The 24,246-nt window shown below is 67.2% G+C and carries 18 protein-coding genes; 11 read left to right on the forward strand and 7 right to left on the reverse strand.

All coding sequences use genetic code 11. From position 1 onward, the window contains the following. Position 1: 1 nt before the first annotated feature. On the reverse strand, positions 2-1,090 hold the full coding sequence (gene apbC / locus AC1DQR_RS03940) for an iron-sulfur cluster carrier protein ApbC (protein ID WP_174422664.1): 1,089 nt from the start codon (positions 1,088-1,090) through the stop codon (positions 2-4). Between the two features lie 322 nt (positions 1,091-1,412). On the opposite strand from apbC, the gene AC1DQR_RS03945 reads away from it, so the two are divergent. The 3 genes from AC1DQR_RS03945 to AC1DQR_RS03955 all read left to right on the forward strand — a co-directional run bounded on the left by AC1DQR_RS03945 (position 1,413) and on the right by AC1DQR_RS03955 (position 6,445). Further along, the gene (locus tag AC1DQR_RS03945; protein ID WP_150984015.1) at positions 1,413-2,045 is read left to right on the forward strand and encodes a YiaD family glycine zipper/OmpA-like lipoprotein; all 633 of its coding nucleotides are present in this window, start codon (positions 1,413-1,415) and stop codon (positions 2,043-2,045) included. A 324-nt stretch (positions 2,046-2,369) separates the two neighbouring features. Continuing rightward, positions 2,370-4,439, forward strand: coding sequence for a methionine--tRNA ligase (gene metG / locus AC1DQR_RS03950; RefSeq protein ID WP_416049457.1), 2,070 nt, complete (start codon positions 2,370-2,372; stop codon positions 4,437-4,439). Positions 4,440-4,570: 131 nt separating this feature from the next. Next, positions 4,571-6,445: a SulP family inorganic anion transporter gene (locus tag AC1DQR_RS03955; RefSeq protein WP_477132556.1), complete on the forward strand. Its 1,875-nt coding sequence runs from the start codon at positions 4,571-4,573 to the stop codon at positions 6,443-6,445. Here the strand turns inward: AC1DQR_RS03955 and bamE are convergent. The 3 genes from bamE to AC1DQR_RS03970 all read right to left on the reverse strand — a co-directional run bounded on the left by bamE (position 6,442) and on the right by AC1DQR_RS03970 (position 13,130). After that, positions 6,442-6,984, reverse strand: coding sequence for an outer membrane protein assembly factor BamE domain-containing protein (bamE, locus tag AC1DQR_RS03960; protein WP_477132564.1), 543 nt, complete (start codon positions 6,982-6,984; stop codon positions 6,442-6,444). The genes AC1DQR_RS03955 and bamE overlap by 4 nt on opposite strands. 76 nt (positions 6,985-7,060) lie before the next feature. Continuing rightward, positions 7,061-11,194, reverse strand: a complete 4,134-nt coding sequence (locus AC1DQR_RS03965; protein WP_477132557.1) for a translocation/assembly module TamB domain-containing protein — start codon at positions 11,192-11,194, stop codon at positions 7,061-7,063. A gap of 79 nt (positions 11,195-11,273) precedes the next feature. Continuing rightward, positions 11,274-13,130, reverse strand: coding sequence for an autotransporter assembly complex protein TamA (locus AC1DQR_RS03970; protein WP_416049460.1), 1,857 nt, complete (start codon positions 13,128-13,130; stop codon positions 11,274-11,276). A gap of 265 nt (positions 13,131-13,395) precedes the next feature. On the opposite strand from AC1DQR_RS03970, the gene AC1DQR_RS03975 reads away from it, so the two are divergent. From AC1DQR_RS03975 to panC, 3 genes are all read left to right on the forward strand, one after another. Continuing rightward, on the forward strand, positions 13,396-13,584 hold the full coding sequence (locus tag AC1DQR_RS03975; RefSeq protein WP_006160566.1) for a DUF3460 family protein: 189 nt from the start codon (positions 13,396-13,398) through the stop codon (positions 13,582-13,584). 46 nt (positions 13,585-13,630) lie between these two features. Further along, entirely contained in the window at positions 13,631-14,512 is an 882-nt protein-coding gene (locus tag AC1DQR_RS03980; RefSeq protein WP_477132558.1) for a segregation and condensation protein A, read from the forward strand. A gap of 138 nt (positions 14,513-14,650) precedes the next feature. After that, complete coding sequence (panC, locus tag AC1DQR_RS03985) at positions 14,651-15,499, forward strand: pantoate--beta-alanine ligase (protein ID WP_043348819.1); 849 nt, start codon at positions 14,651-14,653, stop codon at positions 15,497-15,499. A gap of 252 nt (positions 15,500-15,751) precedes the next feature. Here the strand turns inward: panC and AC1DQR_RS03990 are convergent, their stop codons facing one another. Next, on the reverse strand, positions 15,752-16,975 hold the full coding sequence (locus AC1DQR_RS03990) for a PepSY-associated TM helix domain-containing protein (RefSeq protein ID WP_416049463.1): 1,224 nt from the start codon (positions 16,973-16,975) through the stop codon (positions 15,752-15,754). Positions 16,976-17,199: 224 nt separating this feature from the next. Between AC1DQR_RS03990 and AC1DQR_RS03995 the strand changes: the two genes are divergently transcribed. Further along, positions 17,200-17,781, forward strand: coding sequence for a GNAT family N-acetyltransferase (locus tag AC1DQR_RS03995; RefSeq protein ID WP_416050372.1), 582 nt, complete (start codon positions 17,200-17,202; stop codon positions 17,779-17,781). Here the strand turns inward: AC1DQR_RS03995 and AC1DQR_RS04000 are convergent. Further along, complete coding sequence (locus AC1DQR_RS04000) at positions 17,732-18,382, reverse strand: ParA family protein (protein WP_183036630.1); 651 nt, start codon at positions 18,380-18,382, stop codon at positions 17,732-17,734. The genes AC1DQR_RS03995 and AC1DQR_RS04000 overlap by 50 nt on opposite strands. A 165-nt stretch (positions 18,383-18,547) precedes the next feature. Continuing rightward, complete coding sequence (locus AC1DQR_RS04005; protein WP_477132559.1) at positions 18,548-20,071, reverse strand: cobyric acid synthase; 1,524 nt, start codon at positions 20,069-20,071, stop codon at positions 18,548-18,550. A 93-nt stretch (positions 20,072-20,164) separates the two neighbouring features. On the opposite strand from AC1DQR_RS04005, the gene cobU reads away from it, so the two are divergent. The 4 genes from cobU to AC1DQR_RS04025 are packed head-to-tail and all read left to right on the forward strand — an operon-like array spanning position 20,165 to position 23,870. Continuing rightward, entirely contained in the window at positions 20,165-20,881 is a 717-nt protein-coding gene (cobU, locus tag AC1DQR_RS04010) for a bifunctional adenosylcobinamide kinase/adenosylcobinamide-phosphate guanylyltransferase (RefSeq protein WP_477132560.1), read from the forward strand. Continuing rightward, positions 20,881-21,891, forward strand: coding sequence for an adenosylcobinamide-phosphate synthase CbiB (gene cbiB, locus AC1DQR_RS04015; protein ID WP_416049467.1), 1,011 nt, complete (start codon positions 20,881-20,883; stop codon positions 21,889-21,891). Before cobU ends, cbiB begins: the two co-directional genes overlap by 1 nt. Continuing rightward, positions 21,888-22,940, forward strand: coding sequence for a threonine-phosphate decarboxylase CobD (cobD, locus tag AC1DQR_RS04020; protein ID WP_416049468.1), 1,053 nt, complete (start codon positions 21,888-21,890; stop codon positions 22,938-22,940). Before cbiB ends, cobD begins: the two co-directional genes overlap by 4 nt. A gap of 6 nt (positions 22,941-22,946) precedes the next feature. Next, the gene (locus AC1DQR_RS04025; RefSeq protein ID WP_416049469.1) at positions 22,947-23,870 is read left to right on the forward strand and encodes a cobalamin-binding protein; all 924 of its coding nucleotides are present in this window, start codon (positions 22,947-22,949) and stop codon (positions 23,868-23,870) included. Positions 23,871-24,246: the final 376 nt, after the last annotated feature.

Here is a 24,246-nt window from a genome sequence, read left to right on the forward strand (position 1 = left end):
ATCAGGTGTTCTGCACCACGATGCTGGGGAACTTGCTGGTCATGTCGCGGGCGCGGTCGGCCACCTTGACGGCCACCTTGCGCGCCATGGCGCGGTACAACTCGGCGATCGGGCTGTCAGGATCGGACACCACGGTGGGCCGGCCAGTATCGGCCTGCTCGCGGATCGAGCGGTTAAGCGGCATGCTGCCCAGCAGGTCCACGCCGTAGTCCTCGCACATCTTTTCGCCACCGCCTTCGCCGAAGATATGCTCGACGTGGCCGCAGTTCGGGCAGCAGTAGACAGCCATGTTCTCGACGATGCCGAGGATGGGGATGCCCACCTTCTCGAACATCTTCAGACCCTTCTTGGCGTCCAACAGGGCGATATCCTGGGGGGTGGTGACGATGACAGCACCCGTCACCGGCACTTTCTGCGACAACGTCAGCTGGATGTCGCCGGTGCCCGGCGGCATGTCGACAATCAGGTAATCGAGGTCGTGCCAGTTGGTCTGGCGCAGCAACTGCTCCAGCGCCGAGGTCACCATCGGGCCGCGCCACACCATCGGGTTGTCCTGCTCGATCAGGAAGCCGATCGAGTTGGCCTGCAGGCCGTGGCCTTCGAGCGGCTCCATGGTCTGGCCATCGGACGACTCCGGGCGGCCATCGATGCCCAGCATCATGGGCAGGCTCGGGCCGTAGATGTCGGCGTCGAGCATGCCCACGCGGGCACCCTCGGCGGACAGCGCCAGCGCCAGGTTGACGGCGGTGGTGGACTTGCCCACGCCGCCCTTGCCCGACGCCACGGCGATCACGTTCTTGACGCCCGGCAGCAGCTTGACACCGCGCTGCACCGCGTGGGCCACGATTTTCATGCTGACGGCCACATTGGCATTGGCCACGCCGGGCAACTGGCGCAGCGCATCCACCACTTGTTTGCGGATCGGTTCCAGCTGGCTCTTGCCGGGATAACCCAGCTCCACTTCCAGCGACACATCGCCGCCTTCGACCCGCACATTGCGAGCCGAACGGGTGGACACCAGATCCCGGCCCGTGTTGGGGTCGATCACGGTGCGCAGGACTTCGGTAACCTGGTCGACGGTGAGGCTCAAGACAATCTCCGCTACTGAATATGGGAATATGGGGAAGGCGCGTACTTTATCAAAGTATGAGCGATGTGCGGCGCAAGGGTAACGTGAGGGTAACGCGTGGGCGGCAAGCCCATAATCCGCACGTGGAATTACACGCACTTACAACTGTCACAGCAACAGGCTTGTGCACCCGGCATCATCTCCTTATTGTAGTGCGCCAGGAACGCGAGCCCGGTGAATACGGTCCGGGCCCTTGTATTCAGGTGCCTTCCGCGTTATTTCTAGCGGTGTTGCGCGCACCACTTCAAAATCAGCCAAAAAGCTTCGTCCTGAAGGAGAAAGCATGAAACTCAAGCTCGTCAGCCTTGCCATTGTCGCCACCCTTGCCGCCGGCTGCGCCACAGAACAAGGCACCCAGACCGCGGTCGGCACCGGCGTGGGCGCTGCGGTCGGCGCCGGCCTGGGCAACCTGATCGGTGGCAATACCACCGGCACGCTCGTCGGCGCGGCGGTTGGCGGGGCCCTGGGCGGGGCCACGGGTTACAACTGGAACGCAATCCGCGGCAAGCTGAACAAGGACACGGCGGGCACCGGCACGCAGATCACCGAGCAGCCGGACGGCTCGCTCAAGGTGAACATTCCTAGCCAGGTGACCTTCGATACGGACAGCGCCACCATCAAGCCGTCGTTCCGCTCGGTGCTCGACCAGGTCTCGCAGACCCTTGCCCAGCAACAGGACGTCTCCGCCACCGTGGTGGGCCATACCGACAGCACCGGCAACCCGAACTACAACATGCAACTGTCGCAGCGCCGCGCCCAGAGCGTCGCGACCTACCTGGGTGACCGAGGCGTTGCCCGGACCCGCCTGGCAGCCGAAGGACGGGGCCAGACCCAGCCGGTCGCGGACAACGCCACCGAGGCCGGGCGCGCACAAAATCGCCGGGTCGAAATTTATTTGAAACCAATTCAGAGATGATGCGGTCATAGAAATAGGTACCGCTTGTCACCGTTGCTGGCTCGCGATGGGTGGCTGACCTCCCGGGCGGTACCTGATTTCTCCTCCTTTTCCGTTGTGGAAAGCTGCGCCGGCTCTGACCGGCGCTTTTTTTGTCCTCAGCTTATTGAGTGCTTTTTGCATCACTAAACACCAGCCAAAGCACTCTCTTCCCGCCACGCCCCTGCGCAGTGCACGCGCTGCCCGCCCCGCTTGTTAGAATAGCCCTCTCACGGTGCCCGCCCGACTTTGGTGGCGACGCCCCCCGCCTTACCGTCCAACCCCCTCCTGACCGGCAATTCTTCCATGACCGCACGTCGCATCCTCGTTACTTCTGCCCTGCCCTACGCCAACGGCCAGATCCATATCGGCCACCTGGTGGAGTACATCCAGACCGACATCTGGGTGCGCTTCCAGCGCATGATGGCGAACGAGGTCTACTACGTCGGCGCGGACGACACGCACGGCACCCCGGTGATGCTGCGGGCCGAGAAAGAAGGCATTACGCCCAAGCAGCTGATCGATCGCGTGTGGACCGAGCACAAGCGCGACTTCGACAGCTTCATGGTGTCGTTCGACAACTACTACAGCACCGACTCGGATGAGAACAAGCAGCTCTCCGAGAAGATCTACCTGGCGCTGAAGGCCGAGGACCTGATCGCCGAGCGCGAGGTCGAGCAGTTCTACGACCCGGTCAAGAACATGTTCCTGCCGGACCGCTTCATTAAGGGCGAGTGCCCGAAGTGCGGCGCCAAGGACCAGTACGGCGACTCGTGCGAAGTCTGCGGCACCACCTACGTGCCCACCGACCTGAAAAACCCGTACTCGGTAGTGTCGGGCGCCACGCCGGTGCGCAAGTCCTCCGCGCATTACTTCTTCAAGCTGTCCGACCCGCGCTGCGAAACCTTCCTGCGCGAGTGGGTGGCTGACCTGGCCCAGCCGGAAGCGGCCAACAAGATGCAGGAATGGCTGGGCGCCGAAGGCGAGGCCTCCACGCTGTCGGACTGGGACATCTCGCGCGATGCGCCCTACTTCGGCTTCGAGATTCCCGGCGCTCCCGGCAAGTATTTCTACGTGTGGCTGGATGCGCCGATCGGCTACTACGCCAGCTTCAAGAACCTGGCCGAAAAGAAGGGCATCGATTTCGACGCCTGGGTAGGCCCACACTCCACCGCCGAGCAGTACCACTTCATCGGCAAGGACATCCTGTATTTCCATACGCTGTTCTGGCCGGCCATGCTGCGCTTCTCGGGCTACCGCACGCCCACCAACGTGTTCGCGCACGGCTTCCTGACGGTGGACGGCGCCAAGATGAGCAAGTCGCGCGGCACCTTCATCACCGCGCAGAGCTATATCGACACCGGCATGAACCCGGAATGGCTGCGCTACTACTTCGCCGCCAAGCTCAACGCCAGCATGGAAGACCTCGACCTGAACCTCGATGACTTCATTGCGCGCGTGAACAGCGACCTGATCGGCAAGTACGTSAACATYGCCAGCCGCGCCGCCGGCTTCCTGGTCAAGCGCTTCGACGGCGTGGTGGACGAGGCCGCGCTGGCCCACCCGCTGCTCAAGCAATTGCGTGAAGCCGCGCCGCAAGTGGCACAGTTCTATGAAGCCCGCGAGTACAGCAAGGCGCTGCGCCTGGTGATGGAGCTCACGGATTCGGTGAACGCCTTCGTCGACACGGAGAAGCCGTGGGAGCTGGCACGCGACGAAAGCAAGCGCGCGGCCCTGCACGCTGCCTGCTCGGTCTCGCTGGAAGCCTTCCGCCTGCTCACCGTCTACCTCAAGCCGGTGGTGCCGCAAATGGCCGCGGGGGTTGAGCGCTTCCTCAATATCGAGCCGCTGGACTGGCGCGGCATCGACAAGCAACTGTCGGCTTCGCGCCCGGTGCAGCCGTACTCGCACCTGATGACGCGTGTGGATGCCAAGCAGGTCGATGCACTGCTGGCCGCCAACCGCGACTCGCTGCAGGCCACCGCGCCCGCCGGTGAAGCGGATGCCGCCACCGCATCGATCGAGCCCATCGCCGACACCATCACGATCGACGACTTCGCCAAGATCGACCTGCGCGTGGCCAAGATCGTGGACTGCCAGAAGGTGGAAGGATCGAGCAAGCTGCTGCAGCTCACGCTGGACCTGGGCGAAGGCAAGACGCGCAACGTCTTCTCCGGTATCCAGTCGGCCTACACGCCCGAGCAGCTGGTGGGCAAGCTCACCGTGATGGTGGCCAACCTGGCTCCGCGCAAGATGAAGTTCGGGCTGTCCGAGGGCATGGTGCTGGCCGCATCGGCAGCGGATGAGAAGGCCTCGCCGGGCCTCTGGATCCTGGAGCCGCACGAAGGCGCTGTGCCAGGCATGCGCATCGGCTGACCCGCGGTGGCGGTGAGGCGCGCCAGCGCTGAGCCGCCAACGCGCCATGGCGCCGGCGCCGATTGACGCCACGCCGCCGGGAAGCCCATACTGCACCCATGCCCGACAGGGTGTTGATGGGATTTCCTGGCATGCCCGACAGCGTTCCCGGCCACGCCCCCGCCCCCGCTGGCACGCCAGCGCCGCCCGCTGGCGGCAGGCCGCGCCTACGCCAGCCCTTCCCCCTCGCCGCCTTCCACCCGCGCCTGCTCGACAGCCTGCGCGACTACAACCGCGCCCTCTTCTTCAAGGACCTCGCCGCCGGCCTCACCGTGGGTGTGGTGGCGCTGCCGCTGGCGATGGCCTTTGCCATCGCCTCCGGGATGCCACCGCAGGCCGGCCTGTTCACCGCCATCATCGCGGGATTCCTGATTGCCGCATTGGGCGGCTCGCCAGTGCAGATCGGCGGTCCCGCCGGCGCCTTCATCGTCATCGTCTACGGCATCGTGGCGCGCTACGGCGTGGCCAACCTGCTGATCGCTACCATCCTGGCGGGCGGCCTGCTGTTCGCCATGGGGCTGTTCCGGCTAGGCACCCTGATCCGCTTTATCCCCGTGGCCATCGTGATCGGCTTCACCAACGGCATCGCCGTGCTGATCATGGTCTCGCAGATCGCCGATTTCCTTGGCCTGCAAACCGGCAAGCTGCCTGGCAACTTCCTTTCGCAGATGCGTGTGCTGGGACGCGCCCTGCCCACGGTGTCCTGGCCCACGGTAGCGCTGGCGGTCAGCTCGCTGGTGGTGGTGGCGGGCTGGTCGCGCCTGGCCCTGCTGGCAAGCAAGCGCTGGCGCCCCGTATCGACGATTGCGGCAAACCCGGCAAGCCCGCCGAGCCCGCCCAATGCGCACGGCCGCCTTGGCCGCGCGCTGGCCATGGTTCCCGGCACGGTGATAGCGCTGGTGCTAGCCACCGCGGCCAATGCCCTGCTGCACTTGCCGGTGGAGACCATCGGCACGCGCTTCGGCGGCATTCCGCAGGGCCTGCCGCCGTTTGCGCTGCCGCAACTGAGCTGGCAACTGGTCCAGCAGCTGGTGGCGCCCACCCTGACCATTGCCCTGCTCGGCGCCATCGAATCGCTGCTCTGCGCGCGCGTGGCCGACAGCCTGATCGACGACCGCCACGATCCCAACCAGGAGCTGATGGCGCAGGGCATCGCCAATATCGTCACGCCGTTTTTCGGCGGCCTGCCGGCCACAGGCACCATCGCCCGTACCGTCACCAACGTGCGCAGCGGTGGGCGCACGCCGGTGGCCGGCATGATCCACGCCGCCACGCTGCTGCTGATCGTGCTGGTAGCGGCGCCGCTGGCCAGCGCCATCCCGCTCGCCACGCTGGCTGCCATCCTGCTCTACGTGGCGTGGAACATGGGCGAGTGGCATGTGTTCGGGCTGACGCACCTGAAGCGCTACAGCAACAACTACCGCATCATCCTGCTCGGCACCTTCGTGCTGACCGTGGTGTTCGACCTGACCGTGGCGGTGCAGGTAGGACTGGTGCTCGCCTGCCTCTTCTTCATCTACCGCATGGCCGCGCTCACGCAGATCGAGCCGATCGCGCCAGCCGCGCTGCCCCCGGCGGCCGACGGCAGACCGCTGCCGGCCGGCGAGGTGGCGGCCTATCACATGACCGGCGCGCTCTTCTTCGGCGCCGTCAACAAGGTGGAAGCGCTGATCGACCCGCGCGACCGCACGCAGCCGGTACCGGCGGTGCTGATCCTCGACGTGGGCAAGCTGGTGGCACTGGACACCACCGGCCTGGACACGCTGGACGCCTTGCGCAAGACACTGGCGCGGCGTGGCGGCACGCTGGTGCTGTGCGCCGCGGCAGCACAGGTGATGTCGCTGATGCGGCGCGCGGGCTTCCTGGAACAGATGGGCACGGCAAACTATTGCGACACGCTGGCCGCAGCCTGTGCCAGGGCCGGCGTGTTGCTCGCCGAGCGGGCCGAGCGGCCCGCGGCAGACTAACCGCCCTGCAGCCTCTCGTCGCTGCGCGAGGTGTGCGTCACCTTGCCATCGGCGTTGAAATGCACGTTGAAGAACGCTTTCTCCTGCGCGCTTTCCCACCAGCGGTAGCCCCACACTTCTTCCTTCTTGAGCGCGAAGGCTTCCACCTTGGTAGGCTTGCCGACCAGGCTGCGGATATCGTCGCGGCTCATGCCGGGGCGCACGCGCGCGAAGTTCTCCGCGGTCAGCACCTGCTCGATCGCGCGCACCTTGCCATCGGCGCCGATCGTCACCATCCAGGTGGTGGCGCCTTCCGGGCCGCGCGGGTATTCAAGCCGGCGGCCGCCGTCCTCTTCTTCCCAGGTGATCTCCGGGCGCCCGGCCTGTTTGCGCACGTCGTCCTCGCTGGATTCGCCCACCACGATGCCCTTGAACAACTGGCTGTCGGGCTTGACCGAGTTCCAGGTGGCGTGCGCGGTATCGCCCGCTTTCTTCATCGCTTCGTCGACCTTTTGCTGGTCGCACCCGAACAGGGCAAGCACGGAGGAAATCAGTCCCATGGCGGCGAGGCGTCGGTAAGACGCGGCAGTGGCGGAGGTGGCGGAAGTGGGCGGCACGCAGATCATCGCGCGTGTCTCAGGGCTGCGCGGGCGCGGCTGCGTCCGTTGCATTGCTGTCGGCATCCTGGCTGGCATCGGTCTGGCTCCTCGCGGTTCCGGCGCGGCTGGACGCGCCCGTGAACAAATTGCCCCAACTGTCGAAGCGGCGGTTAAACAGCACCGAGAGCCCGTTGATCGAGCCGCCCTTGGCAATCAGCGACCAGCGCCGCGAGAATGCCCAGGTCAGCTTGACCACGTTGCTGGCGCTGGTCAGGCTCTGCTCATAGCCCACCGAGATCTTCTCGGTTACGGCCTTGCCCACGCTGACCACCTGCTGGTCGTTGAGGCCGGCCGTGCTAGGCCCGATCGAAAACTCGTCGATGCCCAGATGCTGCACGATCCCCTTGCCCGCGCGCCCGCCCAGCATGCCCAGCGCGGCACCGCCCAGGGCTCCCGCACTAAGTTGCTGCTGCTGTCCGGCCGCGGCGCTTTCCGCGCCGTAGCCGAACATCAGCCATGACAGCTTATCCTCCTCAGGCACATTCGGCTCGGACACCAGCTTGACGCGCGGCAGGCGTACCGTGCCGGTCACCTCCACACCCGCCTCCACTTCCTGGTTGCGGCGCATGGCGCGGATATTGATATTGGGATTGTCCACCGGCCCGTTGAAATTGACGATGCCGCGCTCGATGTTGAGCTTGCGTCCGAACGCTTCATAGGTGCCGTCGGTCACGCGGATGGTGCCGGTGGCGCGCAGCGGCGTCAGTGGGGCGCTGCGCACGCCAAGCTGGCCGCCCAGGCGCAGGTCCGCGCCGGCCCCGCGGAAGCGGAAATTGTCGCCGAGGTCGAGCGTGAGGTCGATCAGCGGGCTGAAGCGGCTGGCCGGCTTGGCCTCCGGCAACGGCGTGGCGGCGGTCTTGATCTCGCGCTGGTCGCGGCGGCGCACCACCACTACGTCGTCGCCCAGCTCCGGGGCGCCGGCCTTGGGCAGGTCGAACAAGCCGCGATCCACTCGGAACTTGCCGCGGATCACGATCTGGCGGTTCTCGTTGGCGATGCTGGCATCGCCGGAAATGATCAGCGTGCGCTCGGGGCTGGCAAAGAGCTGGAGCTTGTCGGCTACGATCTTGCCCGTCAGGTTGGGATCGGTGTCGCCCAGCTTCACGTTGCCGGTGGCCACGATCTTGCCGTCGCCGCCGCGGAACTCCACCTGCTTGAGCTCGATGGTGTTCTGGTCGAGCACCACGTGCACGATGCCATCGGTCAGCTGGATACCGAGGTCATAGAGGGTGATGGCGATGCCGGTGCCGTCGATAGTGCCGGTAACGAGGGGCTGCCCGACGCTGCCCGCCAGTTGCAGAACTGCCGCCAGCTTGCCATCGAACGCGTATTGCGGGCCGCTCAGCGCCTCCAGCGACTTGATCTTCGGCACATCCAGCGAGACCTTGCCCGCCAGCGTGGAAGCCGGCGTCACCGTCATCAGGCCCTGCTCCTGGATCAGCCCGGCGGACGCGTCTACCACCACCTTGCCGACCCGTGCGGCCTCGATGCGGCCTTTCAGGTTGACGCGGCTGCCCGCAAACTCGGCGCGCAGCGCGGTTTCGCCCAGGCCCAGCGCGGTGTAGCCCCGCCCGGCGCTCACCGAGACGTCGCCGCTGCGCCGGCGCAGCTCGGCAAAACCGGAGGCAGACTCGGCCAGCGTGATGTTCCAGCGGCCGTCCAGGACCAGGTCCGAGCGCACCGGCGGCGCTTCGCCCGTCAAGGCCTCGGCCAGGCGCAGCACGTTGGCCACCTGCAGGCCATCGAGGTTGCCCTGGGTGCGGATGCGGCCATGGTCGAAATTGAAGCTGTCCACAGTCACGCGGGCGCGCTCGAACTGCAGGCTGGCCGCGCCGAGATGCACGCGCTGGTCCGCCACCTGCAGTTGCGTCGGCGCGATCAGCCGCACGTTGACCGTGCCGCGCTCCTCCAAGTTGCCGATGGTGCCCTTCCAGCCGGCCGCCCCCTGCCAGGCGCCCTGCCCCGACATTGCGAGTTGCATCGGCCTGTCGTGCAACGCGCCGGCCACCTTCAGGTCGAAGGCATGGCTGGCCTGGGTGCCGCTGAGCGAGGCATCAAGCGTGCGCAGCGTGGCGACCGGGCCGCGATAGTCGCGGGCGTTCAGTTTCAGTGCGAGCGTGCCGTTCAGCCCCCCGCGCAACTCGGCGCTGCCACTGGCGCTAGCCACGTGGTGCGGGCCCACCACCAGCGACTGCGCTTCATAGCTGGCCACGATCTCGGGCCGCAGCAGCGTGCCGGTGATGTCCGCGTCGAGCTTTAGCACGCCGGCCACGCCGAACTTGAGCCGATCGAGCTGCGGCGCATCCACATGCACTTTCAGGCGATCGCCGCGCGCGCCAAAGCTACCGTTGATCTGTGCCTGGTTGCCTGCCATCTCCAGCGTGGCCTGGCTCGGCAGCAAGCGCTCGCCGGCCAGGCGCAGCTTGCCCTCGCCACGCATCGGCAGCCCCGCATAGACGCTGTCGCGCACCGCGAAGTCCAGCGCCACGCGGTGCTCCGGCGCCAGCGTGCCGCTGGCGGTGAAGTCCGCATTGATGCGCCCGGGCGCCACCTCGGCCACGCGGGCCGGGTCGAAATTGATCAGCTTGCCCCTGAAGCTGAAGGGCTGTGCGTCCTTCAGCGACAGCTTGCCATCGGCGTTGAGCGTGCCCGCGCCGATGCCGGCGCGCAGCGAGGTCAGCGTCACCGCCTCGCCATCCAGATGCGCATCGGCAAAGAGCTTGTACTCGCCGCCGGCCAGGTCCAGCGCCACGCTCTGGCGGCCGGGCTCCATCCGCAAGCTCACCGGCCCGGACAGGCGCACGCGCTTCAGGCTGCCATAGAGGGCCTGCGGGTCGAGGTTGCGCACGTCGAGGTCGAAGCCGCCGCGGCCATCGCGCAGCGCGCCACCGCCGTTGATCTCGCCGCCGCCGGCCAGCGCCACGCGCAGGTCGCGCACCATCTGCGCCGCCTCGCTGACCTCGATATACGCCTGTACCGATTCCACCGGCAGGCGCTCGGCGTCAAGCTGGCCGGCCTCGTGGTTGACGATGCGCACGTCGCCCGCCACGCGCAGGGGCGCATTGTCGTGGGCGCTGCCAGGCTTGGCAGCGGGAGCGGAGGCCGGGGTGGCAGCTGCCGATGCCGGCGGTGCCGCCGGGGCACTGGCCGCTGTGGCCTGCGCCGGCGTGGCCGTGCCATCCACCGGGCGCAACTCGGCCTGCACGGAAAGATTGGCGCGCGGCGCCGACGGGCTGAACAGGCGCGGGTTGATGTGCTCGCCATTGACCAGCACATGGGTGAACGGCACCTTGCCAAACGGCGTCAGGTCCGCCTCGGCGCGGCCGCGCAGGCGATCACCGCTGGCCTCGGCTTGCGCGTGCAGCATGGCAAGCGAGCCACGCACATTGGCGCTGATGCTAAAGGATTCCTTCTGCCAGCTGCCTTCCAGCAGCGCGGCGCCGTTCAACGCAAACGGCGCCTGGCCGGCGATCTGCACATTGGCGGCCAGCTTGCCGTATGGCATGACCAACCGTTCCACGCTGATGCGGTGGCGTTGCCCGTCGGAATGCAGCGAGGCCGCCAGGTCGCTGAACACCATCTCGCTGGGCGTGGCCGGCGACCCTTGCAGCAAGGTCAGGCGGTCCAGCGTGAGCGTATCCACGTCCACCGCCAACGGCAGGTCGAGCGATTTGGGCAAGGAGGCGGGCGCGCTGTCAGGCTGCGACGGCGGCAAGCGCAGCGTGACGGCACCCACGCGCAGCGCGCTGACATGCAAGCGGGTCGGCGACCAGCCAAGCGCCCAGCTGCCGTCGAGACGGTCAATCGTCACCCGTGTCTCGCCGCTGGCAAACACCACATCGCGCAACCGCAGGCCATGCGCCACCGTGCCGCCTTCGAGCTTGCCAGACAACGCGCCTGAGGACAGGCGCGTGGCCAGCGACCACAACTGGCGCGTACCGGCCTCCGTACGCAAGGCCAGCACCACCGCCGCAACCGCCGCCAGCACCAGCAACAGCAGCACCACGACGCACCACGCCAGCCAGCGCCCGAAGCGCGTGCGGCGCGGCCGCGCCGGCCCAGGCGGAACATCGCCGGAGGCGGGAACGGGAGGCATGTCGGGAATGCTCATGTGGCAAATACCCTGCGACTGCGTTCATGGAGGACGCCATGCTGGCGACCGGGCCGCATCGTCATCGTCAGATCAATCATCAGAACGCGACTCCCAGCGAGATATGCGGGCGGAACTGCTTTTCCTGGATGCCGTAGCCCACGTCGAGCTGCACCGGCCCCACCGGGCTGCGCCAGCGCGCGCCGATGCCCACGCCGTTGTAGAGCTTGACGCCCGTCAGGTTGTCCGTGGCGGTGCCCACGTCCCAGAAGATCGCGGCGCCCCAGTCATGCAGGAACCAGTACTGGTATTCCAGGCTCGCTGTGCCGAGGTACTTGGCCGGCAGCACGCTGGCGCCGTTGCGGGTACCGATCGACTGGTAGCTGTAGCCCCGGATCGAATCCGTGCCGCCCGCCCGAAAACGCAGCGAGGCGGGGACCTTGGTCACGTCGCCGTTGGTGATATCCGCGCCGAGCTCCAGCCTGGCCACCACCAGGTCGCGCTTGCCCACGGGCACGTACTGACGGATACGCCCGTACAGGCGGAAGAAGGTTTCGTCGCTCAGCATGTGCTTGGCGGCCACGCCCACCTGCGTGCTGATCACGTTGCCGCGGCGCGGGAACACCGGGTTGTCCACGTCGCGCCGCGTCCAGGCAAAGGCAGGCACCAGCGCCCGGCTGAGCTGGTTCGGCTCGCCGAAGGGCTGCAGGTTGTCGTAGTAGTAGTCGAGCGAGATGGTGGTGTCGTACTTCTCGCGCGAGCGGGACCGTTTCAGGCCGGTGCGCAGGCTGGTCAGGTCGGTGCTTTCGAGGTCGATGGTGCGTTCGTAGCTGGCGTAGGCACTGTTGCGGTACGTCCTGCTGTCCGGTGGCATCGCGATCTCGCCGAATGCGTACTGGCGCTTTTGCTCGATGCGCGCTTGCGAGTCGAACACCCAGGCGCGGTTGAACAGGTTGTAGTAAGAGTATCGGCCTTCGACCTGGGCGCCGGTATCGGTGGTGTAGCCCACGCCTGACGACAGCCGATTGACGGGATACTCCCGCACCCGGACATACACCGGCACGGTGACCTTGTCGGCACTCATGTCGACCTTGGGCTCGGCGACCCGGTCCGGACTGGTGTCGACAATCTTGCCGTCCTCCGTCGTCTCCTGCTCGCCAAGGTCGATCTGCACATTGGAGAAATACGGCTGGTTCTGGATCGCGCGCTGGAATTCCAGCAAGCGCTCCACGCGGTAYGGCTCGCCCTCATACAGCGGATTGATGTTGCGGATGATCTGCTCGGGATAGCGCCGCAGCCCGCTGATCTTCAGCGGCCCCATGCTGTAGGCCGGGCCGCTGGCAAAGCGCGCGCTCAGGTCCGCCGCGTGCTCATCCGGCTCGATGCGGGCTTGCGAGCCGGTCAGGCGAGCGCCATAGTAGGTGTTGCTCTGCAGCGCCACCAGCGCATCTTCCTTGGCCTTGTCCCAGTCGGCCTGGCGAAATGGCGCAGCTACCGGCAGGCCCCACTTGGCCCTGATTTCGGCAATCCGCTCCGGCGACTGGCTGGCGGCCGGGCCGGTCACGCTCACGTCGACGGCGCGGATCACCGTGCGTGCGCCCAGCTCCACCGTGATGTGCACGGTGCGCTCGTCGCCGCTGCCGTCCACCTTGGTGGTGGTCTGCGGATCGAAATAGCCTTCGGTGGAAGTGAACTGGCGGACCTGCTCGCCCACGGTCTCGACCATATAGTTGAACTGGTCGGGCGAGATATCGTCGCGGGTGCGGTAGCGCGACAGGTCCAGGTGGTCCTGCAGGATTTCCTTGATCGGCTTGGGCGCGTCCACCTCGACTTTATAGGCGGCAGCAGCGGGCCCCGCGGATAGCATCAGGGCCGCCAGCAGCAGGTGCATCAGGCGGCGCAGCACGGCCGGCGCCACCGGCAGTCCGCCGGCAGGGGCGGCAAGGCCGGCGGGCATGATGCACGGGTTCCCTGGGTCCATCCTCATCAATCGATGCACGTCACGCAAAGTCGATATTTGACCACACCCGCGCGGCCGGCCTGTCCGGCGCCGCCAAAAAGACCGCCGCGACTGTCACAACTGCGGTCACCACAGCGGTCACCAACCATCGCCGACAGCGAGGGCACGGGATGAAAACGGCAGATTCGCGCGCAATCCCGTTGCCAGGCCCGCCGATACGGTAAAATCCCCGCTGTTTGTTAATTTCACTCTGTTTCCCGCCATGGCTGCCTACGAATCGGATATCACCCAGTTCCTGAAGTCGCTCAAGGACGAGCGCCCTTCCCTGGAAGCGGAACAACGCCAGGGCCGCGCCCTGCTGTGGGACAAGAGCCCGATCAACCTCGAAGAACGTGCCCGTGCCGACGCCTCGCGCGTGGCGCAAAAGCCGTACGTCTACTCGCTGGACTGAAGCCCTTACCCGCCGCATCGCCCCACCCCCGAGCGAGCGCCCCTAGATGAACCAGAGCGAGCAGGACAAGCTGAAGCCGGCGATCGAGCTGCCGAGCGTGACGCCCGAGCAGGATTCCACGCCGGCCGCCGTCGACGGCATGGCGTTCGCGCGCCTGTACGGCGAGCCCCTGTTCAAGCTGCCGCAGGACCTGTACATCCCGCCGGATGCGCTGGAAATCTTCCTGGAAGCGTTCGAGGGGCCGCTGGATCTGTTGCTTTACCTGATCCGCAAGCAGAACTTCAACGTCCTCGATATCCCGATGGCGCAAGTGACGCGTCAGTACCTCACGTATATCGAGCAGATCCGCAAGAGCAACCTTGAGCTGGCCGCCGAGTACCTGCTGATGGCCGCCATGCTGATCGAGATCAAGTCGCGGATGCTGCTGCCGGTGAAAAAGTCCGACAGCGACGACGACGAAGAGGATCCGCGCGCCGAGCTGGTCCGCCGCCTGCTCGAGTACGAGCAGATGAAGCTGGCGGCCATGCGCATCGACCAGGTGCCGCAGCTCGGGCGCGATTTCCTGCACTCGCAGGTCTACATCGAGCAGAGCATTGCGCCGCGCTTCCCCGATGTGGAAGTGGTGGACCTGCAGGCCGCCTGGGCCGACGTGATCAAGCGCGCCAAGCTCAACCAGCACCACAAGATCTCGCGCGAGGAATTGTCCGTTCGCGAGCACATGAGCCACATCCTGCGCCGCCTGCAGCATGCCCGCTTCATGGAGTTCAGCGAACTCTTCGAAGACGCGGTGCGTTCCGGCAAGGGCGTGCCCGTGGTAGTGGTCAACTTCATCGCCATGCTCGAGCTATCGCGCGAAGCCCTGGTCGAGATCACCCAGGCCGAACCCTTCGCACCGATTTATGTGCGATTGGCGTACATTCCCAGCTAAGCCACACCCATAGCGCCGCCCGCCTCGGGCCACATGCTCTACAATCCGCCGACAATCGGCGCCACCTAGAGCACCGGACCGGCCTCCCGGCGCACACCCGCGCCAGGGCATTCCTACCACGACCAGTACACCAACTTCATGAAAGTCATTTCCTCCATTCACGAGTTGCGGGACCAGTTGCGCGGGCAGAACCGGGCGGCGTTCGTGCCGACCATGGGCAACCTGCACGAAGGCCACCTGTCGCTGATGCGCCTGGCGCGCCAGCATGGTGACCCGGTGGTCGCGTCGATCTTCGTCAACCGGCTGCAGTTCGGTCCCAATGAGGATTTCGACAAGTACCCGCGCACGCTGCAGGACGACATCGAGAAGCTGCAAAAGGAAGGCGTCTATGTGCTGTTTGCGCCCACCGAGCGCGACATGTACCCGGAGCCGCAGGAATACCGCGTGGAGCCGCCGCACGACCTGGGCGACATCCTGGAAGGCGAGTTCCGCCCCGGCTTCTTCAAGGGCGTATGCACCGTGGTGATGAAGCTGCTGTCCTGCGCGCAGCCGCGCGTGGCCGTGTTCGGCAAGAAGGACTACCAGCAACTGATGATCGTGCGCCGCATGGTCCATCAGTTCGCGCTGCCGATCGACATCGTCCCCGCCGAAACCGTGCGCGCCGAAGACGGCCTGGCCCTGTCCTCGCGCAACCGCTACCTGACGCCCGACGAGCGCACCGAAGCCCCGGTACTCTACAAGACACTGCACGAAGTCCGCGATACCGTCCTGGCCGCCAACAGCGCCAGCGCGGACCTCGCCGCCATCGAAGCCAGCGCCAAGGCCGCCCTGCAAGCCCGCGGCTGGCAACCCGACTACGTCTCCATCCGCAAGCGCGTGGACCTGCAAGCCCCCACCCGCGAAGAATATGTAGCCGGCGAACCGCTGGTCATCCTGACCGCAGCCAAGCTAGGCGCGACCCGGTTGATCGACAACCTGGAAATCTGACCAGCCAAGCAATGACGCCTCACCCCCATACGTCTTAGCCGTGTGCCCCGCCCCCAAGGCGGGGAACACCCCAGCGCGATGCGAAGCGAGCCGTCAAGGTGTGCCAAGGTCGTATGGGGCGCCTTTTTTGCCTACTTTTTTGGCAAGACAAAAAAGTAGGTCGCCACCCCGCAGGGGTGGTGAAACTGCAGTTGAATTTGCAGTTAAGCCGTTGAATTTAAAGCTGATTCTGCAGCCGCAGACAACCGGCAATCAAACCTCCACCGCCTCCTCCCGCGCCACCTTAACGCCCTTAGCACCGCTAGCCCTCTCCATCGTCCGCACCACATGCCGCCGATGCCCCCGCCTACGCTTCCACCAGATCAACACCCCGGTAACAGCAAACATCAGCGGCACCACCCCGAACACCGAAATAAACGCCCGCCCCACCCATCCGAACGCCTCCCCGGTATGCAGCGGATACATCCAGTTAAGAAAAGTATCCCCAGCCGGCGCTTCCATCGGATCGCGAACCCCGAGCCGCTTGCCCGTATGGGCATCCAGCCAGAGCCGCGTAGCCCCGCTGCCCTGGCGGACTTCACCCGGCTGCCGCAGCCGCACCTCAAACGGATCCCCCGCCTTGCGCGGAAAGCTGACCCGCGTCACCAGCGCCGCGGGATAAAGCGCCTGAGCCGTGCTCACGGCCTGCGCCACGCCTAGCAGCGGCGTGCCCGCGGGCGCTGCTGCCGATGCCGGCTTGCCGGGCGGCGACACCGTCATCACGCTGGCCACGATCGGCGTCACCCACTTGGGCAAATCCAGGTACCAGCCGGAAAACGCCATCGTCGCCAGCACCGGCGCCGCAAAAATGCCAGCCGTACGATGCAGCGAATAATTAAAACGTGACCACGAGCCGCCATGGCTGATGCGAAACGCATTGAGCACCGCGCGCGGCTTGAGCTTGGGCCACCACAGCACAACCCCGCCGATCACCAGAATCAGCAACAGCATCCCGGTGATGCCCAGGATCGTCCGGCCCGTCTCGCCAGAGAGCAGGTAGTGGTGCAACTGGAACAAGGTGGGTAGCAGCAACGGGCGCGACAGGCCGGGCTCGCCCCAGACCCGCTCGCCCTTCACCGCCAAGGTGACGGGATCAACCATCACCTGACGCGAGCGCCCGGCGTTGGGCGTGCCCTTGAGCGGGTACCAGGCGATAAACACCTCTTGCGGCGCGGACGGCAGCATCAGCAAGGTGGGGCGCCCATAGTGCGGGTCGGCCTGCAGCCGCTCGGTGACCGCTTGCACCGTGGCCGGCGCTACCGGCATGGGTACTTCGGCCGATGCCGTCAGCAACGCCGGGTTCAGCAGCGCATCCAGCTCATCGCGCCAAGCGATGACGGTGCCGGTCAGGCCCAGCATGACAAAGAGCAGGCCCAGCCACAAGCCGAGATACAGGTGAATCTTGACGAAAACAACGCGCAGGCGGCCGGTGACCATGGGAGGCGGGGAGCAGATTTGGGGGTTGTGGGGATTGTGTTTTCGGACCCCATGCAGGCGTGAGATGAACGCATCACGCCGCCATAATGAGAATGCGAAAGATTCGCGATTCTAACAGGCAGGGCCTGCCAGTGCGTGACAGCAGCAAGACCGTGGCGAGGCTCGCCTGGATTGCGGCAGAATGTTGTCGCGCCCATTGCAGGCCCCGGACAACGCCCTTGAAGATGACCCATTCCATCGAATTACTACCCGCCGGCCAGCATGATGCCGCGCTGATTGCCGACCTGCACACGCAGAGCTGGCGCCATGCCTACAGTGGCCTGTTGCCGGCGCACTACCTGGAGCGCGAAGCACCGGCCCAGCGCGCGCAGGCCTGGCAGGCTCGCCTGGCGGATGGCGCCGATGGCCCGGTGGAAGTCACGCTCGTGCGCGTGGACGGCACGCCCGCCGGCTTTGCCTGCCTGCAACCCGAGGCCGAGCCGCAATATGGCGTGTATCTGGACAATTTGCATGTGATGCCGGGATGGCACGGGCTAGGGCTTGGCAAGCGCCTCTTCGCGCATTGCGCGCAGCGTGCCGCCGTTGGCTGGCCCGGGCAGCCCCTCTTTCTCTATGTGCTGGACGGCAACACCCAGGCGCGCGAGTTCTACCGGCGCCTGGACGGCGTGGAGAGCGAGGCGTTCGACGACCAGTTTCCCGGCGCCGATCTGATCGTGGCCGTGCGCCGGGTGAGCTGGCCGTCCGTGGATGCCTTGCTCAGGCGGCTGGGCGCCTGGCCAGCGCCGGCTGCTCTAGCCAGCCGATGATCGGCTGCCACTGCTCCCAGTCCCGCGCCACGCGTGACGGCGCCACATCCCACAGCGTCAGGCCGTGCGCGGCAAGCTGCACGTAGTTCTGGGTATCGCGCAGAAAGCCCAGCACTGGCAGCCCCAGCCCCGCGACAAAGCGCTGCAGCTGCTCGGCCGCGCGGGTGCGCAGGTCGACCCGCATGCCGATCACGCCCACCTCCACTTCGCCGTGGCGCACGCGCTTGTCATCGGCGAGCCGGGTGAGGAAATCCTGGGTGGCGAGAATATCGAACAGGGATGGTTGCAGCGGCACCACCACGCGGTGCGCCAGTTTCATCACATCGTTGAAGCGCCAGCCATGCAGGCCGGCCGGGGTATCCAGCACCACATGGGTAGTGCCTTTGGGCGGGCGCGCGATCTGGTCGGCGCTGATGTCCCAGGTGCGGATGGCCGGCGCCGAGGCCGGGCGCAAACCCAGCCAGGCTCGCGAGGATTGCTGCCGATCCGTGTCGCCCAGCATCACGGCGTGGCCGGCGCTGGCGAAGTAGCCCGCCAGGTTGGTGGCCAGCGTGGTCTTGCCTACACCGCCTTTGGGATTGGCGATCACGACTACGGGCATGGTTGTCTCCGCAATGGCTTTTTCCATGGCAGCGCCGCCGGCGGGCGCGCCGCTCCGGGTTCCGCCATGGCCCTGCCATTGGTCGCTGCCGGGCCCTGGCGGAGCGGGCCCGCCTGCGAGTTTAGCAGTTGGCGCGGCGGGCGGCCGAGCCTGCTCTGACAGCCGCTATGACGCCCGCAGGGGCGCCAGCAAGGCATCCATGTCCAGGTGTGCGACGAGCGTATCGGCCAGGCGCTCCAGCGAGGCCTCGCGCAGCGCGGCCAGGTCGACGCCCTCCGCCCGCGCCAGCCCGGCCCAGCGCAGCAGTGCGCCGCAAGCCTGCGGCTGGTCGAACAGCCCGTGCACGTAGGAGGCCAGCACCTGCCCATCCTCCGATTGCGCGCCGTCCGGGCGCTCGCCTTCCAGCCATAGCGCCGGGCGCGCCAGCGCGGGGCCCGTGGTCACGCCCATATGGATCTCGTAGCCTTGCACGGCGGCCTCGGTGGCCTCGGTGGCGCCATCCAGCGCCAGCCGGCCGCTCACCACGCGCAGCTGCTTGTGCGGCGCCAGCACGGTGTCGTAGTCGAGCAGGCCAAAACCTTCGCTGCTGCCGGCCTTGCCCTCGTTGCCTGCGGGGTCATCCACGCGCCGGCCCAGCATTTGCATGCCGCCGCAAATACCGATGACCTTGCCGCCATAGCGCAGGTGCCGCAGCAAGGCTGGCTCCCAGCCATTGGCACGCAGGAAGGCCAGGTCGGCGCGCACGCTCTTGCTGCCCGGCAGCACGATCAGGTCCGCCGGCGGGATCGGCATGCCGGGGCCGATAAAACGCAGGTCCACCTGCGGATGCGCGCGCAGCGCATCGAAATCCGTGTGATTGGAAATGCGCGGCAGCACCGGCACAATCACGCGCAGCAGTTCGCCCCGCTTGGCCGCCTGCGCGCCGATGATGGCGTCCTCGGCATCCAGGTGCAAGCCGTGCAGGTAGGGCAGCACGCCCAGTACGGGCTTGCCGGTGCGCGCCTCCAGCCAGTCCAGCCCGGGCTGCAGCAGCGCGATATCGCCGCGGAAGCGGTTGATGATGAAGCCCTTGATGCGCGCGCGCTCCGACGCCGACAAGCAGTCCAGCGTGCCCACCAGATGGGCGAACACGCCGCCGCGGTCGATGTCGGCCACCAGCACCACCGGGCAGTCCACCGCTTCGGCAAACCCCATATTGGCGATGTCGCGCTCGCGCAGGTTGATCTCCGCCGGGCTGCCGGCGCCTTCCACCATCACCACCTCGTAGGCGCTGGACAGGCGCTGGTGCGACGCCAGCACCGCCTGCATCGCCACCGGCTTGTAGGCGTGATAGGCCCGCGCGTCCAGATCCATCCGCGCCTGGCCGTGGATGATGATCTGAGCGCCCGTATCGCTGCTCGGCTTGAGCAGCACCGGGTTCATATCGGTGTGCGGCGCCAGCCCGGCGGCGGCGGCCTGCAAGGCCTGGGCGCGCCCGATCTCGCCACCGTCCGCGGTGACCGCGCTGTTGAGCGCCATGTTCTGCGGCTTGAACGGGACCACGCGCACGCCGGCGCGCGCCAGCACCCGGCACAGGCCCGCCACCAGCGTGCTCTTGCCCGCGTCGGAGGTGGTGCCCTGCACCATCAAGGTACCGCGCAAGCCACCCGGCAATGCCGCGCCAGCGGCTTCGGAGGAATTTTTTTGCATCGTGGGATTATCGCATCGGCAGCCCGCGGCGCTGCCCGGTGCGCGGGCCACTGCGGGCGTGCGATCCATGGATGCGCCCGCTACAATACCCGGATGACCCCGGCCAACGCTTCCGCCACCGCCACCGCCACCGAGCCCGTACGCGCATCCACCCATGCGCCGGCCAGCGAACGCGCGCCCCAGGCTGCAGCCGCGCTGCACGCCGCTGCCGTCCCGGGCCGCGCGCGCCAGCTCACGCTGGTGCTGGGCGGCGCGCGCTCCGGCAAGAGCCACTTTGCCGAGCAGATGGCCACCGACCATGCCGCTGCCACCGGCGGCCCCGTTACCTATATCGCTACCGCACGCCACGGCCAGGACAGCGCCGACGAAGAGATGGAGGTGCGCATCGCGCTGCACCGCGCGCGGCGCCCGGCCGAGTGGGGCCTGGTCGAAGCGCCGCTGCATCTGGCGGATGCGCTATATGCCCATGCCACCCACGATGGCTGCATCCTGGTCGACTGCGTCACGCTGTGGCTCAACAACCTGCTGTTCCTCGATGCGCGCAGTTATCCCGAGCATGGCCTGGTAACGCCACCGGCCGCCTTCACCGAGGAAATCGACGCGCTGCTGTCCGCGCTGCCCACCCTGCCCGGGCACGTGATCCTGGTCTCCAACGAGATCGGCTTCGGCGTGGTGCCGATGGGCGCCATCACCCGCTTCTATGTCGACGAGCTGGGCCGCCTGAACCAGAAGCTGGCCGCCGCCGCGGACCGCGTGCGCCTGCTGGTGGCCGGCATCCCTGTCAGCGTGAAAGGCGCCGACCTGGCGTGATGTCGTGGCTGCCATCGCTGCCATCGCTGTCCTCATGGTGGCCGTTTCCCCTCTTCAGCTGGCAAGCCTGCGTGGCCGCGGCCGTAGCCGGCGTCTTGCTGGACCAATGGCTGGGCGAGCCGCGCCGCTGGCATCCGCTGGTTGGCTTCGGCCGCCTCGCGGCAGCACTTGAACGCCGCCTGAACCGCGGCGAGGCCGGCGCGCCGCTGCGCCAGCGGCTCACCGGCCTGGCCGCCTGGGCGCTGATGGTGCTGGTGCCGGCCGCGCTGGCCGCCCTGCTGGTGCATGTCGCCGCGCAGTTCAGTACGGCGCTGGCGTGGCTGCTGCAAGCGCTGGCACTCTACGCGGCACTGGGTGCGCGTAGCCTGGCCCAGCATATTGCGCCGATCGCCACGGCGCTCACGCAGGGCAATCTCGCCGATGCGCGCCAACTCACGGCACGCATCGTCTCGCGCGACACCACCGACGCGGATACCGAAGCGCTGGCCCGCGCCGCCTGCGAATCGGCACTGGAGAATGGCAACGACGCCATCTTCGGCGCCTTGTTCTGGTTCCTGGTCGGCGGCGCGCCCGCCGTGGTCGCCTATCGCCTGGCCAACACGCTCGATGCGATGTGGGGCTACCGCACGCCGCGCCTGCTGTATTTCGGCTGGGCGGCTGCGCGGCTTGACGATGTGCTCAACCTGGCGCCCGCCCGCCTGACCGCGCTCTCGTACGCGCTGCTCGGGCGCACTGCCCAGGCGCTGCGCTGCTGGCGCGCGCAGGCACCGGCATGGTCCAGCCCCAATGCGGGCCCGGTCATGGCGGCCGGCGCCGGTGCCGTCGGCGTGGCGCTGGGCGGCCCCGCCCGCTATCACGGCGAATGGGAAGAGCGCCCGCCGCTGGGCATGGGCCACGCGCCCGGCGCAGCCGATGTGCATGCCTGCTTGCGCCTTGTTCAACGCACACTGTGGCTGTGGCTGGCCGCTTCCGGCGCCAGCGCCGCCCTCCTCCATTACGGCTTAGCATGAGTACTCCGATCCGCCACGGCGGCGACCTGCTCGCCGCCGTGCGCCGCCATGGCCGTCCGGTCGAAGACTGGCTCGATCTTTCCACCGGCATCAACCCGGACGGCTATCCCGTGCCAGCCCTGCCCGCCGACGCGTGGCTGCGGCTGCCGCAAGATGACGACGGCCTGGCCGAACTGGCCGCGCAAGCCTACGGCGCGCCGCGCGCGCTGCCGGTGGCCGGCTCGCAGGCCGCCATCCGCACGCTGCCGCAACTGCTCAGGCCCGGGCGCGTGGGCGTGGCGGCGCAGGGATACAGCGAATACGCTCCCGCCTTCGCACGCGCGGGGCATGAGGTTGTGCCGCTCGCGGAGACGGATTTCGCCCGCGCGGACCTGGCCGCGCAGCTCGATCACCTCGTGGTGGTGAACCCGAACAACCCAACCGGGCGCACGCTCGCGCAAGCCACACTGCGGGCATGGCACGCGGATCTCGCCGTCCGTGGCGGCACGCTGCTGCTCGACGAAGCCTTCATGGATTGCACGCCCGAGCGCTCGCTGGCCGCGCTGGCGGATCGCCCCGGCATGGTGGTGCTGCGCTCGCTGGGCAAGTTCTACGGCCTGGCCGGCGTACGCTGCGGCTTTGTGCTGGCCGAGCCCACGTTGCTGGCAGCGCTGGCCGAGCACCTCGGCCACTGGACCGTGGCCGGCCCCGCACGCGCGGTGGCGCGCCTGGCCCTGGCCGATCGCACCTGGCAGGCCGCCACGCGCGACCGTTTGCAACAAGCTGGCATCCGGCTAGCGACGCTGTTGCGCAAGCACGGCCTGACGCCCGTGGGACGCCCCCTGTTCAGCTGGATGCCGCATGCCGATGCCGCCCGCCTGCACGAAGCGCTCGCGCGGCAAGGCGTGTGGGCACGGCTGTTCGACGCACCGCCGGGTATCCCTGGCGTATTGCCAAGCCTGCGCCTGGGTTTGCCACCAGAGCAGGAGCCCGCATGGCAACGGCTCGATGCGGCACTGGCCCAAGCCCTTGCGACAACGCGCTCCGACACAAGCACCCTATCCAGCTAACGCCCGATGACCCCTACCCCGATCACTACCCGTGCCCTGCTGGCCCTCGCCACGCTGCTGGGCAGCGCCCTTTGCAGCCAAGCCGGCGCCGCCGTATCCGTGGTCGATGACGCCGGCCAGACCGTCACGCTGGACCAGCCCGCGCGCCGTGTGATCTCGCTCGCGCCGCACGTCACCGAAATGCTCTACGCCGCCGGCGGCGGCTCGCGCATCGTCGGCACCGTAAGCTACAGCGACTACCCGCCACAGGCCCGCGACATCCCCCGGGTCGGCGACAACAAGGCGCTGGATCTCGAACGCATCGCCGCGCTCAAGCCCGACCTGATCGTGGTGTGGCGCCACGGCAATGCGCAGAAACAAACCGACCGCCTGCGCGCGCTCGGCCTGCCGCTGTTCTACAGCGAGCCGCGCAAGCTCGAAGGCATCCCCAGCAATATCGAGAGAATGGGCGTGCTGCTCGGCACCGAGCCCACCGCCAACAGCGCCGCCACCAGTTTCCGCCAGCAGATCGACAAACTGCGCCAGACCTATGCGGCGCGTCCGCCGGTGACGGTGTTCTACCAGGTATGGCAACAACCGCTGATGACGCTCAGCGGCCAGCACCTGATCAGCGACGTGCTCGCGCTATGCGGCGGCCGCAACCTGTTCGCCAATGAAGCGCTGCTGGTGCCGACGGTCTCGGTGGAATCCGTGGTAGCCGGCAACCCGGAAGTCATGATGACCGCCAGCATGGGCGCAACCCGCTCCGACCGGCCACTGCCAGACTTCGCCATGTGGGAACGCTGGAAACAGGTAACCGCCGTGGCACGTGGCAACCTCTACGCCATCGACGGCGACCTGGTCAACCGGGCCGGACCACGCATCGCCCAAGGCGCGGAAGTCGTGTGCAAAGATCTGGACAACGCAAGGCGCAAACGGCCGGCACAGTAGGAGCGAGACAGGTCAAGGGTCAGGTCTGACATCCCGTACTTGACGAACGCCCGCCCTCTCCCCCGGCCCCTCTCCCACAAGTGGGAGAGGGGAGCCAACCAGCAGGAGCAGAATCGACATCGTCAGACCAACGATTCGGCGTAGCCGTGTGACCCGCCCTCAGGCGGGGAACACCCCAGCGCGATGCGAAGCGAGCCGTCAAGGTGTGCCAAGGCCGTATGGGGCGCCTCGGGCTTCGGCGAAAAGAGCGGAAAAGAGGGACCCATGTCTGAGTATCGCCTTAAGGATCGCCTGAAAAACTCAGTTTCGTGACCCGGGCGTCTTATCGACACCATCGCGGTTTGGATCTCCGCGGCTCTCCGGCTGGTTGCGTCAG

It is taken from the genome of Cupriavidus sp. 05L411, from assembly GCF_056398045.1.